The sequence below is a fragment of the Neorhizobium sp. JUb45 genome (genome assembly GCF_004343585.1).
Taxonomy (GTDB): Bacteria; Pseudomonadota; Alphaproteobacteria; order Rhizobiales; family Rhizobiaceae; genus Neorhizobium.
Genome location: NZ_SLYW01000004.1, coordinates 175755 through 190797 on the forward strand (window position 1 = coordinate 175755; position 15043 = coordinate 190797).

The 15043-nt window shown below is 58.7% G+C and carries 15 protein-coding genes and 1 pseudogene; 10 read left to right on the forward strand and 6 right to left on the reverse strand.

What is annotated here, in order from left to right; all coding sequences use genetic code 11:
* Positions 1-54: 54 nt before the first annotated feature.
* A complete protein-coding gene (locus EDF70_RS17650; RefSeq protein ID WP_245519223.1) occupies positions 55-1881 on the reverse strand; it encodes a hypothetical protein in 1827 nt (608 codons plus the stop codon).
* A gap of 129 nt (positions 1882-2010) precedes the next feature.
* Between EDF70_RS17650 and EDF70_RS17655 the strand changes: the two genes are divergently transcribed.
* Both EDF70_RS17655 and EDF70_RS17660 read left to right on the forward strand, forming a co-directional pair.
* Positions 2011-3048: a glycosyltransferase gene (locus EDF70_RS17655; protein WP_132276252.1), complete on the forward strand. Its 1038-nt coding sequence runs from the start codon at positions 2011-2013 to the stop codon at positions 3046-3048.
* The gene (locus tag EDF70_RS17660) at positions 3045-3425 is read left to right on the forward strand and encodes a GtrA family protein (protein ID WP_132276254.1); all 381 of its coding nucleotides are present in this window, start codon (positions 3045-3047) and stop codon (positions 3423-3425) included. Before EDF70_RS17655 ends, EDF70_RS17660 begins: the two co-directional genes overlap by 4 nt.
* A gap of 7 nt (positions 3426-3432) precedes the next feature.
* On the opposite strand, the gene EDF70_RS17665 is transcribed toward EDF70_RS17660, so the two are convergent.
* Complete coding sequence (locus EDF70_RS17665; protein ID WP_132276256.1) at positions 3433-4419, reverse strand: Gfo/Idh/MocA family oxidoreductase; 987 nt, start codon at positions 4417-4419, stop codon at positions 3433-3435.
* A gap of 181 nt (positions 4420-4600) precedes the next feature.
* Between EDF70_RS17665 and EDF70_RS17670 the strand changes: the two genes are divergently transcribed.
* From EDF70_RS17670 to EDF70_RS17680, 3 genes are all read left to right on the forward strand, one after another.
* Complete coding sequence (locus EDF70_RS17670) at positions 4601-5545, forward strand: aldo/keto reductase (RefSeq protein WP_132276258.1); 945 nt, start codon at positions 4601-4603, stop codon at positions 5543-5545.
* Positions 5546-5665: 120 nt separating this feature from the next.
* Positions 5666-6625 carry an aldo/keto reductase gene (locus EDF70_RS17675; RefSeq protein WP_132276260.1) on the forward strand — a complete coding sequence of 320 codons (960 nt, stop codon included), beginning with the start codon at positions 5666-5668 and terminating at the stop codon, positions 6623-6625.
* Between the two features lie 62 nt (positions 6626-6687).
* Complete coding sequence (locus EDF70_RS17680) at positions 6688-7686, forward strand: aldo/keto reductase (RefSeq protein WP_132276262.1); 999 nt, start codon at positions 6688-6690, stop codon at positions 7684-7686.
* Here EDF70_RS17680 and EDF70_RS30345 read toward each other — a convergent pair.
* Together EDF70_RS30345 and EDF70_RS17690 are read right to left on the reverse strand one after the other, a co-directional pair.
* Positions 7687-8304 (reverse strand): annotated as a pseudogene (locus EDF70_RS30345) (hypothetical protein).
* A 110-nt stretch (positions 8305-8414) separates the two neighbouring features.
* Positions 8415-9548: a TRAP transporter substrate-binding protein gene (locus tag EDF70_RS17690; RefSeq protein ID WP_132276264.1), complete on the reverse strand. Its 1134-nt coding sequence runs from the start codon at positions 9546-9548 to the stop codon at positions 8415-8417.
* A 217-nt stretch (positions 9549-9765) separates the two neighbouring features.
* On the opposite strand from EDF70_RS17690, the gene mbfA reads away from it, so the two are divergent.
* Positions 9766-10749 (forward strand): iron exporter MbfA, encoded by a 984-nt coding sequence (gene mbfA, locus EDF70_RS17695; protein ID WP_132276266.1) that lies wholly within the window; start codon positions 9766-9768, stop codon positions 10747-10749.
* A 192-nt stretch (positions 10750-10941) separates the two neighbouring features.
* Here the strand turns inward: mbfA and EDF70_RS17700 are convergent, their stop codons facing one another.
* Together EDF70_RS17700 and EDF70_RS17705 are read right to left on the reverse strand one after the other, a co-directional pair.
* Positions 10942-11544 carry a transglutaminase-like cysteine peptidase gene (locus EDF70_RS17700; protein WP_245519236.1) on the reverse strand — a complete coding sequence of 201 codons (603 nt, stop codon included), beginning with the start codon at positions 11542-11544 and terminating at the stop codon, positions 10942-10944.
* A gap of 144 nt (positions 11545-11688) precedes the next feature.
* Positions 11689-12489, reverse strand: a complete 801-nt coding sequence (locus tag EDF70_RS17705) for an alpha/beta hydrolase (protein ID WP_132276268.1) — start codon at positions 12487-12489, stop codon at positions 11689-11691.
* A 211-nt stretch (positions 12490-12700) separates the two neighbouring features.
* On the opposite strand from EDF70_RS17705, the gene infC reads away from it, so the two are divergent.
* The 4 genes from infC to EDF70_RS17725 all read left to right on the forward strand — a co-directional run bounded on the left by infC (position 12701) and on the right by EDF70_RS17725 (position 15029).
* Positions 12701-13237 carry a translation initiation factor IF-3 gene (infC, locus tag EDF70_RS17710; protein WP_245519237.1) on the forward strand — a complete coding sequence of 179 codons (537 nt, stop codon included), beginning with the start codon at positions 12701-12703 and terminating at the stop codon, positions 13235-13237.
* A 211-nt stretch (positions 13238-13448) separates the two neighbouring features.
* Complete coding sequence (gene rpmI / locus EDF70_RS17715; RefSeq protein WP_046793986.1) at positions 13449-13652, forward strand: 50S ribosomal protein L35; 204 nt, start codon at positions 13449-13451, stop codon at positions 13650-13652.
* 40 nt (positions 13653-13692) lie between these two features.
* A complete protein-coding gene (gene rplT, locus EDF70_RS17720; RefSeq protein ID WP_132276270.1) occupies positions 13693-14097 on the forward strand; it encodes a 50S ribosomal protein L20 in 405 nt (134 codons plus the stop codon).
* A gap of 107 nt (positions 14098-14204) precedes the next feature.
* Positions 14205-15029, forward strand: a complete 825-nt coding sequence (locus EDF70_RS17725; protein ID WP_245519224.1) for a serine/threonine protein phosphatase — start codon at positions 14205-14207, stop codon at positions 15027-15029.
* Positions 15030-15043 lie beyond the last annotated feature (14 nt).

Genomic DNA, 15043 nt, shown 5'->3' on the forward strand with positions numbered 1-15043 from the left:
AACAAAAAAAGACCCGAAAACCGTCCGCGGTTTTCGGGTCTTTTTGTTTGTTGATCATTGACCGTTGAAGCGGAAGAACTTGAAGCCGTTCGGATCAGGAGATGGCAGCGGTTCGAGATAGGCCGGCACATTGCCACCCGCCAGCGCCGCATAAAGGCCGTCCGGTTTCATGGCGATGAGGTTTTCTGTCTGCGGGTCGTTCTTGCAGAAGGCCAGATAGGATGCACCGGCACCGCGGAAAAATGCTTCGGCTTCGGAAGGCGTGGCCAAGCCGATATGCAGTTCTGTCAGCATGCCGCCCTGATTGCGGTGATAGGGAGCGGCGATCGCCCGGTGATGGGTAAAGCGCAGGATTTCCGCACCGCTGTTGGAAGGCGAGACGACAAGACCCGGAGGCAGAGCTGCCAGTGCCTGCCATTCGGCTGGGCTACCGCATTCGCCAAGCTCCGCGCTCGGTGTTCCGGATTTCGAAACGGCGGTGAGATCGAACGAATTGCGCACGCCCTCCTGCGCCACGATGCCGAAAAATCCCCAGATGACCGGCACGGATGCCAGCACCCCGAGAATATAGGCAAGGCCGGTATTCATGTTTTCCGGTTCCTTGGCCGCGTGCTGCCTCAGCCCGGTAATCACCACTGCCAGCGGCAGGATGCTCAATGCATTGGCGAAGAAGGAGGAACGCAGCTGGATCAGCGCCACGCCCCAGGCGGTGGCGATCAGCGCCAGCATGATCAGGTGAAACTCGGTTCGTTCACCACGGATGATCTCGAAACCGCAGACAGCGAGGGCGAACAGGCCGACGGCATAAAAATAGCCGACCATGTAGGGTTCCTTGCGCATCTCGCCGAAAATGGACTGTGCTTCGGTAACGCTGTTCAGCCAAAGCTTGACGAGCATCGGGTCAAGATTGGCGAGCGGGCTGCCGAGGCATTCCGGTGCGATCAGCTTTGTTGCAAGAAGAACCACGATACCGAGCACCAGCATTGCGCCGAACCGTAATCCCACACCGCTGCGGGCCGGCAGCAGGCTGCAAAGGAAGAGCCCGGCACCGCCGAGCGCAGTCGGCGCCTGGAAACCGAGGGAAAGGTTGTCGCAGGTCACCGTCGAATAAAGCTGCGGTGGCACAGTGGCGAGAAACGCAGCTGTGATCGACAGGGCCAGTGAAAGACCGAACGCGCGGGCCGCGTGGCGAAAACTGTTGCCGTGCCAGACCCATTGCAGGGTCACGCAAAGGCAGGCAATCGCAACCATCGGAACGGTTTCGGCACCGATCGCAATGGCGAGCGCCGCGGCAACACCCGCGATCGCATAGCTTCGCGTCTGATGGAGAGGATCGACCAGCATCGCGGCGATCGTCATGATCAGAACCAATTGAACATTGTGGTGGTCGATCGAGCCGGGATGAAAACGGATCGATGTGTAGACGTAAATCGAGGCAAGCCCGAGCGCGATATGGACGGTCGCACCGGTGCCGACGCGGCGGGCGGCGATGCCGACTGCGACGAGAAGCAAAACGGCCGTCGACACCGGCCAGATGGCAAGGGCAATGGCCTCGGCCTGCGGGTCTGCAACGAACAGTGAAAAGAAGCGGATCATCGCGCCGATCGGCAGGTCGATGAAGCGCGACCAGTGCATCAATGTTCCGCCATCGAGACCCAGCCGATACTGGTGCGTATCGAACCAGCCCTGACCGGAAAACCAGTCGCGGATTTCCACCAGCCGCATGATGTCGTCATTGTCCTGGCCGACATAATCCGTGGCATTCGGCAGCTTCGTCACCAGAATGGCGATGACCACGGCAAGGCAATAAAATACGAGCGGTCGCAACACGGTCGTTCGCGCCGGCTGTCCCATCAGGTCGCCGCCGTTTTTGCTCGCCATTAAAGTCGTCATCGTCGTCCCGCATGTTTTTAACTGGACGAAACCTAGATTTAACCTTCTCAAGAAATAGTAAAATCTCCGCAGTCGGAGCGTCTTTCCGATGATTTACCGGTGTATCGAGTGGAAATCATGGACGAAACCATCAGCAGTGACCTCGAGATCGCTGTCCTCCTGCCGTGCTACAATGAAGCAACCACCATCGCGTCAGTCGTGCGCGGGTTTCGCGAAACCCTGCCGAACGCGAGAATCTACGTCTACGACAACAATTCCACCGATGGTACGGCATTGCAGGCCATGCTCGCCGGCGCCCATGTCATGCGTGAACGCCGCCAGGGCAAGGGTTATGTCGTGCGCCGCATGTTCGCCGATATCGAAGCCGATATCTACATCATGGCCGATGGCGACGGCACCTATGCGCCGGCGGATTCCGAAGAGCTCATCCGCACGATGCTGAGCGAACGCGCCGACATGGTGGTCGGCACACGCCGTGGCGTGCATGACGATGCCGGCCGTCAGGGGCATGCCGCCGGCAACCGTCTCTTCAATATCCTCTATCGCTCGATGTTCGGTCGCGATTTCACCGATATCTTTTCCGGTTACCGGGTGTTTTCGCGCCGTTTCGTCAAAAGCTTTCCGGCCGTTTCAGGTGGTTTCGAGATCGAGACGGAAATGTCCGTGCATGCCTCGCGCCTGAAACTGCCGGTCACCGAACTGGAATTGGATTACGGCCGCCGCCCGGAAGGCTCGCATTCCAAACTTTCGACCTATCGTGACGGCGCAAAAATCCTCTGGATGTTTGCCATGCTGATGAAGGAAACCCGCCCCTTCGCCTTTTTCGGCGCCATCAGTGCCGCGATTTTTGCGGTCAGCCTCGCCTTCATGGCGCCTGTGCTTGCAGAATATTTCGAGACTGGTCTCGTCAGCCGCATGCCCACATGGATGCTCTCCATGTCGCTTCTCATGGTATCGCTGCTGATCTTTACCGCCGGCCTGATCCTCGATTCCGTCTCGCGTGGCCGGGCCGAGCAGTTGCGCATCCATTACATGGGCCTAAATGCGCGTCCTCCACGTTTCTATCGCGATGCGCCGTCCTTCGTGAAAGTACCGGAAGAGGTTGTGAAGGCCGAACCCAAGCGGCGTGGTCGCCCGGGTGCCTCTGCGGCATGAAGCGTTTTCTGCGTTTCATGGCGGTCGGCGGCATCGGCTTCGTGGTCGATGCCGGCGTGACACTTGGGCTTCTCGCGACGGGCCTTTTCGGCCCGTTCACGGCGCGCGCCATTGCGATCGTGCTGGCGCTTGCCTGTACCTGGTTCTGCAACCGCAATTTCACCTTCGGCAAATCCGGTCACCACGTGGTGCGCGAAGGCGTGCTTTATGGTTCGGTCGGCATCACCTCGTCGCTGCTCAATTACGCGATCTATTCCGGTCTGCTGATCAGCTTCGAGATGCTTCGGCCAATTTTTGCGCTGATCCTCGCATCCGCTTCGGCCACGCTTTACAGCTATTTCGGTTACGCCCGCTTCGTCTTTCGCCGCCGTCATTGAGCTCTGGTCAGACCGTCTCCCAGCCATCCTTGTCGCTGGCCCGGTAGATCGCGTCGATGAAACGTTGGTTCCGCAGCGAGTTTTCCAGCGTCACCACTTCGGTCTTTTGCCCTGATGCAGCACTGGCAAAGGCTTCGGCCTGCCGTTTATATTGGCGGCTGTCCTGAAAACGGAAGATCTGCGAGACATCGTGTTTCTGGTTGGTGAGTTCGATTTCTTCCGCGCCCCATCGGTCGGCATTGAACGGTGATTTCACCTCGATGAAACCTTCCGTGCCGTGAAACACCATCACCTGCCGGTTGGCCATCTGGGTGGCGACATAAAAGGACATGTCGAACGAGCCGAAATCGGCCTTCACGCTGGAATAGATGTCGGTGCCGAATTCCGGGTCGCGTTCGGTGGTCGCCTGAACCTTGAGCGGTTCCTTGCCCGTCGCCATGCGGGTCGCCATCGCCGGGTAAACGCCGATATCCGGCAGACCGCCGCCGCCGAGTTCAGGGATATTGCGCATATTGCCCGGGTCGCGGTTGAAATAGGTGAAGGCTCCCTGCACGTGTTTCAACGTGCCGATCGCACCTTCCGACAGAAGCGCCCGCACCTTATGCCAGACCGGCGCATAGGCGATCATGAAGGCCTCGCAGATCAGCACCTTGTTGGCATCGCGCGCCGCAATCAGCCGTTTAATCTCGTCTGCCTTCAATGCGATCGGCTTTTCGCAGAGAACATGTTTCCCTGCTTCGGCCGCTTTGATCGTCCATTCCACATGCTGGCTGGTCGGCAGCGGAATATAGACGGCATCAATGACATCGGATGCCAGCATCTCCTCATAGGAGCCGAATGCATGCGGCACGGAAAACCTGTCGGCCATCGTACGCGCTCGTGCACGGTCACGGCTGGCGATCGCAGTGACCACGCAGTTTTCCGCGTCCTGAATGGCAGGCACGACCGCAGTCTGGCCTATCTTGGCGGTGGACAGAATTCCGAAACGCAGCATTGCTCTCTCCTCTTCAGATGCGGAGCGCAGATTAGGGTGACAATTCCCGCGCTTCAATGTCGCTTTGCCGCATTTCCGAAAAAGCCTGCCCCACTCAAACTATTTGATGGCATCCCATTGATGTTGGAGTAACCTGCCGTTCCCACCGTAAATCCCACCACCCGAAAATCTGGAGAATGTCATGGAGTTGCGTAAACTCGGCCGCACGGGCCTTTCCGTTTCACCCGTTGTGTTCGGCGGTAACGTCTTTGGCTGGACGGCCGACGAAAAGACCTCCTTCGATCTGCTCGACCGCTTTTTTGAAGCCGGCTTCAACACGATCGATACGGCGGATGTCTATTCGAAATGGGTGGATGGCCATTCCGGCGGCGAAAGCGAAACGGTCATCGGCAAATGGCTGAAGCGCGGCACGGTCGCACGCGACAAGGCGATCATCGTCACCAAGGTCGGCCACCCATCCATGGATGACCGCAAGCTGAAGGCGAGCTGGATTGCCGAGGCTGTCGACAAGTCGTTGGCTCGCCTGCAGACGGATTATATCGATCTCTACCTGTCGCATTTCCCCGACGACAGCACGCCGCATGAAGAAACGTTGAGCGCCTTCCAGAAATTGAAGGATGCCGGCAAAGTCCGTTCCATCGGCTGCTCCAATTTCAGCGCCGAACAGTTGAAGGCCTCGCTCGAGGCAGCGGAAAAGAATGGCCTGCCGCGTTACGATGTGCTGCAGCCGGAATACAATCTCTATACCCGCGAAAAATTCGAGGGCGCGTTGGCCGATCTCTGCATTGCCGAAGACATCGGCGTGATCAGCTATTATGCGCTCGCCGCCGGCTTCCTGACGGGCAAATACCGCAAGCCGGAAGACGCGCAAGGCAAGGCGCGTGGCTATCGCATTCCTGATTACATCAACGACAAGGGTCTGAAAATTCTGGCCGCACTCGACCAGGTGTCGGCGGAGACCGGTGCCAGCCTCGCCGCGATCGCCATCGCCTGGGCCGGTAGCCGGCCGGGTATCACCGCGCCGATTGCCAGTGCCACCAGCCTGAACCAGCTCGATGCCATTATCGCCGCTGGTAGGCTTGAACTGACCGATGCACAGATGAAACTGCTCAACGAAGCCGGCTGACGGTTTGGTGCGGCACGTTTTCGTGAAGGATGGCGCGGTTTGACGCCCGCGCCTTGCCTCCTACATGAATAGCTCTCGGCGCTCGCCGATTTTTTCACGTTACCGATATTGGAGACCATCATGGACAACCGCTCGCTCGGCCGCACCGGACTTTCCATCTCGCCCGTCGTTTTCGGCGGCAACGTGTTTGGCTGGACGGCTGACGAGAAAACCTCGTTCGAGTTGCTCGACAAGTTTTTCGATGCGGGGTTCAACACTGTCGATACCGCCGATTGCTACTCCGGCTGGGTGCCGGGCAATGAAGGCGGTGAATCCGAGACCATCATCGGCAAGTGGCTGAAGCAGTCCGGTCGTTCGCGTGACAAGGCGATCGTCATCACCAAGGTCGGCTCCACGCCGCAGGGTTCCGCCATGGAAGGCGGCCTTGGCCGGGCGCGGGTGATCGAAAAGGTGGAAGACTCTTTGCGCCGTCTGCAGGCCGATTATATCGATCTCTACCTTTCCCATTGGCCGGACCCGAAAACGCCACATGAGGAAACGCTGTCCGCCTTCGCTACGCTGAAGGAACAGGGGAAAATCCGCGCCATCGGCTGCTCGAATTTTGACGCTGCCCAGTTGCAGGCATCATTCGATGCGGCCGAAAAAGCCGGCCTGCCACGTTATGATGTGCTGGAGCCGGAATATAATCTCTATGACCGCGCCGGTTTCGATGGTGCCCTTGCCGATCTCTGCAAGGCGAAGGATATCGGTGTCATCACCTATTTCAGCCTCGCTTCCGGCTTTCTGACCGGCAAATACAAAAGCAAGGCCGAGGCAGAGACCAACCCGAACCGCGGCGGAATGGTTGCACGATATTTCGACGAGCGCGGCACCCGCATCTTGTCCGCGCTCGATGAAGTGGCGGCCGAAACCCATTCGCAGCCGGCGTCCGTAGCGCTTGCCTGGATCGCCCAGCGCCCCGGCGTCACCGCACCGATCGCCAGCGCCACCAGCGCCCGCCAGCTGGAAACCATGATCGCCGCCGGCAATCTGAAACTGTCGGGCCAGCAGATGCAACAGCTGAACGACGCCAGCGCCTGATCACGATCGATGACAACCGGACGGGCTACGAAGGTCCGTCCTTGCAATTCCGGAGAATTTTCATGCACACGCGCAAACTCGGCAAAGATCTCACCGTATCGGCCATCGGCCTTGGCTGCATGGGCATGAGCCACGCCTATGGCGGTCAGGACGAGGCGACCTCGATCAAAACCCTGCACCGCGCCGTCGAGCTCGGCGTGAATTTTTTCGATACGGCGGAAGTCTATGGTCCCTTCGTCAACGAGGAACTGGTCGGCAAGGCGCTGAAACCGCATCGAGACAAGGTGGTGATCGCGACAAAGTTCGGTTTCACAATCGATCAGGACAAGCGCGATGCCAGCGCCATGTCCGGCCTCGACAGCCGCCCCGAACATGTCCGCGAGGTTGCCGAAGCTTCGCTGAAGCGGCTCGGCATCGAGGTGATCGACCTGTTCTACCAGCACCGCGTCGATCCGAATGTGCCGATCGAGGATACGGTCGGTGCCATGGCGGATCTGGTGAAGGAAGGCAAGGTGCGGGCACTCGGCCTCTCCGAAGCAAGCAGCGATATCATGCGTCGTGCCCACGCAGTGCATCCGATCTCGGCGCTGCAATCCGAATATTCGCTCTGGACGCGCGATCCGGAAGGCGACATCCTCGATACCTGCCGCGAACTCGGCATCGGTTTCGTGCCCTTCAGCCCGCTCGGCCGCGGGTTCCTGACTGGCAAGATCAAGAGCACGGCAGAGATGTCGGACGGTGACATGCGCCGTGGCCTGCCAAGGTTCGAAGCGGAAAATCTGGAAGCCAATCTGGCGCTGGTGCGGTTGGTTGAACAGATGGCGGAGACCAAGGGCATCACCGCCGCCCAGCTTGCGCTCGCCTGGGTTCTCGCCAAGGGCGATTTCATCGTGCCGATTCCGGGTGCGCGAAAAATCCCCAATCTGGAGCAGAATGCAGCGGCTGCCGACGTGGTGCTCAGCGCTGACGAGGTGCAAAAACTCGACGACATGCTGGCACCGGAAAAGATTGCCGGTGCACGTTATGCCGCACAGGCCATGGCTTGGACGCCGAAAAAATAGCTATCGCCGTAGTTCAGCAAACCCCTCATACCACTCGGAATGGTCAGCTTCATGGTTGGCCATTCCGGCCTTGGTCAGCACGCCGCGTGGGGCGACATAACTCATGATCCGACGCACTGGGCGTTCGTGCCACTGGATGTTGAAGGCCCATAGCTTTGGAAAGAAACACAGCGATGCATAGGGCAGGTGGTCATGGATCCACCATGCCATCCTCTGCCAGTCACCTTCCCGGTCATGATTGTCGATCAGCCACGGCACGACGACACAGGCCGTCGCGCCAATAAAACCGTCTGCATCACGCCGGTCCCAGATATGGTCGGCGGCGGTGGCTGCATTGGTGGAACAGTTGAGATTGTTGCGGTTGCCGAATTCGTTGACCTCAGGCGAGCGGTAACCGGAGCGGATATGCAGGCGTCCGAACGTGGCCTGCAGCGGCTCCAGCAGTTCATCGCACAGATGTTTTCCGGCCTCGACGGCAAGGTCGGGATCTTCAGGAATGTTGGGAATGCGATAAAAATCGGCGATCTCTTAATGCAGGAAATCGCGCAGGAAAAAGCTCTTCGACAGCCGCATCCGGCCAAGCTCTTCCAGCCCCTTCATAGAATTCGGCTTGCGCATGATGGCCCCCGGCTGGCGTCGCTGGACGGCAGCGTAAGGCGGTTACCGGCAATAGAAAAGGCCCGGAACGCTGGCGCATCCGGGCCTCGACTTGTTGGGGCGGAAATCCGTCAGAGCTTGCCGTTGCGCTGCTGGATCATCATGAACGTGTCATAACTGTATTCGGCGATTTGCGCCCAGAGATAACCGTCGCGCTTGAACGCCTGCTGGCTGTCAAAGATTTTCTTGAAGGCAGGGTTTTTTGCCGAGATTTCAGCGTAGGTTTCCTGTGCCGCCTTGTAGCTGGCGTCGAGAATGTCCTGGCTGAACGGTTTCAGCACTGCACCTTCGGCAACAAGCTGTTTCAATGCCTTGGCATTGTGCGCATCGTATTTCGCCAGCATGTTCATGTTGGCATTGGCGCAGGCATCCTTGAGCATGCGCTGGTAGGCTTTCGGCAGGCCATTGAACTTGTTGAGGTTGAAGAAGGCGTGAACCGTCGGGCCGCCTTCCCACCATGCCGGGTAATAGTAATATTTGGCGACCTTCACGAAACCGAGCTTCTGGTCGTCATAGGGGCCGACAAATTCGGTGGCGTCGATCGTGCCCTTTTCGAGTGCGGCATAGACATCGCCGCCGGCGATCTGCTGCGGGGTGACGCCGAGCTTGCTCATCACCTGACCGGTCAGGCCGGCAATGCGCATTTTCAGACCCTTGAGGTCGTCGATCGTCTTGATTTCCTTGCGAAACCAGCCGCCCATCTGGGCACCGGTATTGCCGGCCGGCAGGGCATAAAGGCCGTGGCCGGAGAGGAATTCGTTGAGCAGATCGTTACCACCGCCAACTGCGAACCAGGAATTTGTCAGGCGCGCATTGAGGCCGAAGGGGATGGCCGTGCCAAGCGCGAATGTCGGGTCCTTGCCGACGTAGTAGTAGGAGCAGGTATGCGCCATCTCGACCGTGCCGGCGGCCACCGCATCGGCAGCCTGCAGGGCAGGCACGATTTCACCGGCGGCATAGGCGTCGATCCGGAACTTGCCGTCAGACGCTTCATTCACACTGGCGGCGATCTCGGTCGCGGCGCCGTAAATGATGTCGAGGCTTTTCGGGAAGGACGAGGTCAGGCGCCAGGTTACCTGTGGGCTTTCCTGGGCAATCGCAGGCGCTGCCAAGGTCGCTGCGGCCACCGCACCTGTGCCGGCGGCACCGGCCTTGCGGAAAAACGAGCGGCGGTTGAGGGGCGGGTTGTCGGTCGAATTCGTCATGGTTTCGCATATCCTCCAAATGCTGATGCGCGCCATAATGGTTTGTTGCGCGCCATGCAAGTTTGGCATTTGCGAACTTTCGCAAAGCCTGAAGTTTTGTTTCCGAAAGTTGCGTCAAAGCCGCTGTTTGGGTTTTTCCGTCACTGGTTACCTGAAGATGGTTGCTTTTTGGTTTTGTCGGTTTAGAATTAGAATAATTCTAAACAAAGGTTTTTCGATGTTCGGCCGACTGTCATTCTCACGCAAGCGCAGCTTCAACTCCCTGAGCGAAGAGGAAATCCTCGCGCTCGCCATCGCCTCGGAAGAGGAGGATGCACGCATCTATCTGAGTTACGCCGATAGCCTGAGGGACAATGCGCCCGCCTCGGCAAAAGTGTTCGAGGATATGGCCGAGGTCGAGCAGGCGCATCGGAACATGTTGATTTCCCAGTTCCGTCAGCGGTTTGGCGAGCGCATTCCGTTGATCCGGCGCGAGCATGTCAGTGGGTTTTACGAGCGACAGCCCGACTGGCTGATCAAGAATTTGGCCCTGGAAAAGATCAGGGATCAGGCGGAAGCGATGGAGGCCCAAGCCTTTCGTTTTTACACCGAGGCGACCAAGCGCGTCACCGATGCCTCGACACGGCAATTGCTGGGCGATCTGGCTTTGGCCGAACAGGGCCATGGCGATATCGCCGCCATGCTGGAGGAAAAGCATGCGCCGGACGATGTGAAGTCGACCGAGGACGAAAATGCTCACCGGCAATTCGTGCTGACCTATGTGCAGCCGGGTTTGGCCGGGCTTATGGATGGATCGGTCTCGACACTGGCGCCGATCTTTGCCGCCGCCTTTGCCACCGGCGATACATGGTCCACCTTCCTGATCGGCCTGTCGGCTTCGGTCGGTGCCGGCATTTCCATGGGTTTTACAGAAGCGGCGCATGACGATGGAAAGATTTCCGGGCGCGGTTCACCGCTCAAGCGTGGCCTTGCATCGGGCATCATGACGGCGATCGGCGGCCTCGGTCATACGCTGCCATATCTCATCCCGGACTTCTGGACGGCAACTGCGATCGCCGCCATCGTTGTTTTCCTGGAGCTCTGGGCGATCGCCTTCATCCAGAACCGCTATATGGAAACGCCGTTTTTGCGTGCCGTGTTTCAGGTCGTGTTGGGTGGCTCGCTGGTTCTGGCGGCGGGCATTCTGATCGGGAGTGGGTGAGGCGCGGTCGGGCGAAGCCCGAGCAATCGATCCAGTGGATCGATTGCAGCGCCGAACGCCCTGAGCCAAAGCGAAGGGCCGGGATAGGGTGCATCATATAAAATGTAAAGCCACACCTGTCAGTCGTCCATAACGAGAGGCCCGCCGCGGATAACCGGGCGGGCCTTGTTCGTCTCAACTGAGGTGCAGATTTTACCGCAGTGCGCCAACCACCACATCGCGGCCGTCTTCGATTGTCACCCAGCGGCCGGTATCGAACGATGCCTGGCGCTTGAGGAACGTGTAGTCGGTGTCCGACCAGAGCTTTACGTCCGAGTTGAGGTTGTCGAGGATGAAGTCACCCTTGGATGTACGCACCGTCAGCACCGCATGGCCTTCGCCATCGGGCTTGCGCACCACGGTGATCAGCAGGTCGGAAAGGGCGAAGCCGCGCTCGGAAAGTTCCTTGCGCTTCTGCAGCGCATAGTCTTCGCAGTCGCCGGCATCGACCGGATATTCCCAATATTCCTCACGGCCATAAACCTGCATGTCGGTGCGGGCCATGATGCGGTCGTTGACGGAAGAATTGACGTCGTGAATGGCGTTCCAGCCGTAGTCGGTCACCTTGGGTGCGGGCGCCGGGCGGGTGCGGACCGTGCATTCGTCTTCATGACGCTGGCAGAATTCGTAATGACCGATAGGCTGTGACGTGACCGAACCCGTAACCATGCTGGCCAGGGTTTTCGGAGCCGGAATGGCGGAAGTTGCCGATGCGAACGTGACCCCGAGGATCACGGCCAGAAACCGTACCTTCACTGCAAACGTCATATGCCCGTCCTTCAAATTCTTAACGAAAGGTTAAGAGCCTGACGGGCGCAGAGTCAATTATTACCAATCCGTAAACATGTAACTATCGGCGTTTATGGTTAAGATCGATGCATTTCAGTATCAGCTTATTTTTCAGCCCTCATTTATCATATTCGCCAATGTGGAGCGCAGCTTGTGCAGGTCCTGCGGGCGGGACAGGCGATGGTCGCCGTCGCGGATAAGGGTAAGGACGACGTCGTCGGCGGGCAGGAATTCGATGAGTTTCAAGACGTGCTGATAGGGCACGTCGGCATCCTTCATGCCCTGCAGGATGTGCACCGGGCAGCCGGTCTCTGTGATGCCGGTCAAAACGCGGTTTTTGGCACCGTCCTCCATGAGGGCACGGGTAAAGATGTTCGGCTCGGGGCTGTATTCGGAAAATTCCTCGAAATAGCCGCGTTCGGACAGCGACTGGCGTTCCTTGTCCGTCAGCGCCGGCTCGATCAGGTCATGGGTGAAGTCCGGGGCAGGGGCTATCAGAACCAGGCCGTCGACCTTGGGGCCTTTGCCGCGGCGTGCCAGTTCCTGCACCATGCGCAATGCAATCCAGCCGCCCATCGAGGAGCCGACGAGGATGACGTGTTCTGGCGTGATGTGATCGACCACGGCAATCGATTCCTCCAGCCAGCGGGAAATCGTGCCGTCGTTGAAGTTGCCGCCGGATTGGCCATGGCCGGAATAATCCAGCCGCAGTGCAGCGATACCGTGTTCGGCGGCCACCGCATCCATTTCCATGGCCTTGGTACCGCTCATGTCGGAACGATAGCCGCCAAGCCACACGAGGGTCGGAGCATCCGCGCGCGCAGCTGGCCGGTGCGCATAGGCGATCTCGCGGGCGCCGTCGTCTGCGCCGACCGTCAGGCGACCTGTCTGTTCCTGTGCCGTGGCGACCATTGCTTGCTCCTTGTATTATTCCTATCTGTATTGTGCGGCGCTTATAGCCGCGTCGCCATAAAACATATAGATGACGTGCCAACGGCAGGTGATCTTTCCGGCGCAGTATGCTATTGACTTCGCCGCGTCGATGACGACATTGGCCCGCAATTGCAAATGCGACGCTAATGCTCGCCACCGCAAACTTGAAAAAATTCAGGAGTACACGACCATTCGCAGACCTTTCAAAGCCGATGCCCCCGTCAAGGAGGGCCCGCGCTCCAACCGGGAAATCCGTGTTCCCAGGGTCCAGCTTATCGATGCCGAAGGCCAGAATCTCGGTGACATCCCCACTGACCAGGCCCTCAAGATGGCCGAGGAAGCAGGGCTCGACCTCGTAGAGATCTCGCCCAACAACGACCCGCCGGTTTGCAAGATCCTTGATCTTGGCAAGCTGAAATACGCCAACCAGAAGAAGGCGGCGGAAGCGCGCAAGAAACAGAAGATCGTCGAGATCAAAGAAATCAAGATGCGCCCGAACATCGACACCCATGACTATGAGGTGAAGATGAAGGCAATCCTGCGTTTCTTCGAAGACGGCGACAAGGTTCGTGTGACGCTGCGTTTCCGTGGTCGCGAAATGGCGCACCAGGAACTCGGCATGAAGCTGCTGCTTCAGGTCAAGGAAGAAACGGCGGAGATCGCCAAGGTGGAAGCCGAGCCCAAGCTCGAAGGCCGCCAGATGATGATGGTGCTGGCGCCCCGTTAAGGCGCCTCCACTCCACTTTCGCCGAGACTGGCCGCTATCCGGCGCGCCATAGCCCGCCAATGCGGGCTTTTCGGCAGTTTCACCCATTGCGCTTTTGATCGGACTATGGTTATAAGCGCGCGTCCGAACGGTCCGGCAGGGCATGCCGTGGCCGTTGTTAATGCTTGAACCAGCCTCGTCTGCTGGTTTGATACAAAACTGGAGTAGCAAAATGCCCAAGATGAAGACGAAATCCGCTGCCAAGAAGCGGTTCAAGGTTACGGCGACCGGTAAGGTCGTTGCCGCCGCTGCTGGCAAGCGCCACGGCATGATCAAGCGTTCCAACAAGTTCATCCGCGATGCTCGCGGCACGATGATCCTCGCTGAGCCGGATGGCAAGAAGGTTATCAAGAACTACCTGCCGAACGGTCTTTAAGACTAATCGACACCTGGAACAGTTTTAAGGAGATCATGACATGGCACGCGTAAAACGTGGCGTAACTTCCCGCGCCAAGCACACCAAGACACTCAAGGCAGCCAAGGGCTTCTACGGCCGCCGCAAGAATACGATCCGCGCCGCAAAGGCTGCTGTTGATCGTTCGCGTCAGTTCGCTACCCGCGACCGTAAGGTCAAGAAGCGTAATTTCCGCGCTCTGTGGATCCAGCGTATCAACGCTGCTGTCCGCGAATCCGGCCTGACCTACGGCCGCTTCATCGACGGCCTCAACAAGGCTGGCATCGAAGTTGACCGCAAGGTTCTGTCCGACATGGCTATCCATGAGCCGGAAGCATTCGGTGCTCTGGTTGCTGCCTCGAAGAAGGCTCTGGACTACCTCAAGGACGCCGGCACCAAGAACGAATTTGAAAGCGCAGTTAAGTAAGCGCTGGACTTTTTCTGAACCAAAAAGACCCGCGCGGCGTTGCTGCGCGGGTTTTTGTTTTTCCGGGCCATGGCCGGATTTGGACACAGGTGTTGAGGAGCGCCCAAGTGCCGGATGACGTCATTGATATGGGAAGCGAGCCGCAACTGCCCGTCGAAGACATTGCGCCGCTGCTGGCGGCGCTTGTATCGGATCGCGAGCGGGTGCAATCCATTTCGCTTTCCTGTGGTACGGTATGGATCAAACGCCACGGCAATAAAGGGCGGCGCGCGGCTATTGCTTTGCAGACAGCACTTGCCCGGTTGTTTCGGCTCCCTTTCATGCGCCCGTCACCGGCTGAGACCGGAGAAGGCATGGTCGCGCGCGATTTGCGTCGCATGACCAGATTTGCCGACAGCAATATTCCGACTGCATCCATCCTCTATGCATCCGGCAGTGCCATCGTAATGAGTGATGTCGCGCCGACGGTGCAGGACAGGCTGTGGCATTTGCGAACCGGCAATCCGGCGGCGCATGATGATCTTCTGGTGTTCTGTTGTGCCGAGCTTGGCCGGCTGCATGCCTTGGGGCTATGCCATGGCAGGCCGTTTCCGCGCGACATGTTCGAGAAAGACCGGCGCATCGGTTACATCGATTTCGAGGAAGAGCCGGAGGTGGTGATGCCGCTCGCCACCGCGCAGGCGCGTGATCTCTGGTTGTTTTTCCTGCAGCTCAGCGACCGCGCGATCGAACGTTCGCAGGTGCAGGATCGTGCCTATTCGGCCTGGGCTGCCACCGCGCCGCCGGCCGCAATTGCCGAACTGCGCGCCATGACGCGCTTCCTGGCGCGCTTTTTATGGCTTGCCCGGTTGATTGGCCGGATTCACATGGGTAGAGATTTGCGACAATTCATCTTGGCCACATCTTATCTGGCAACGATACATCAAGGCTGACACGGCCGAAAAGC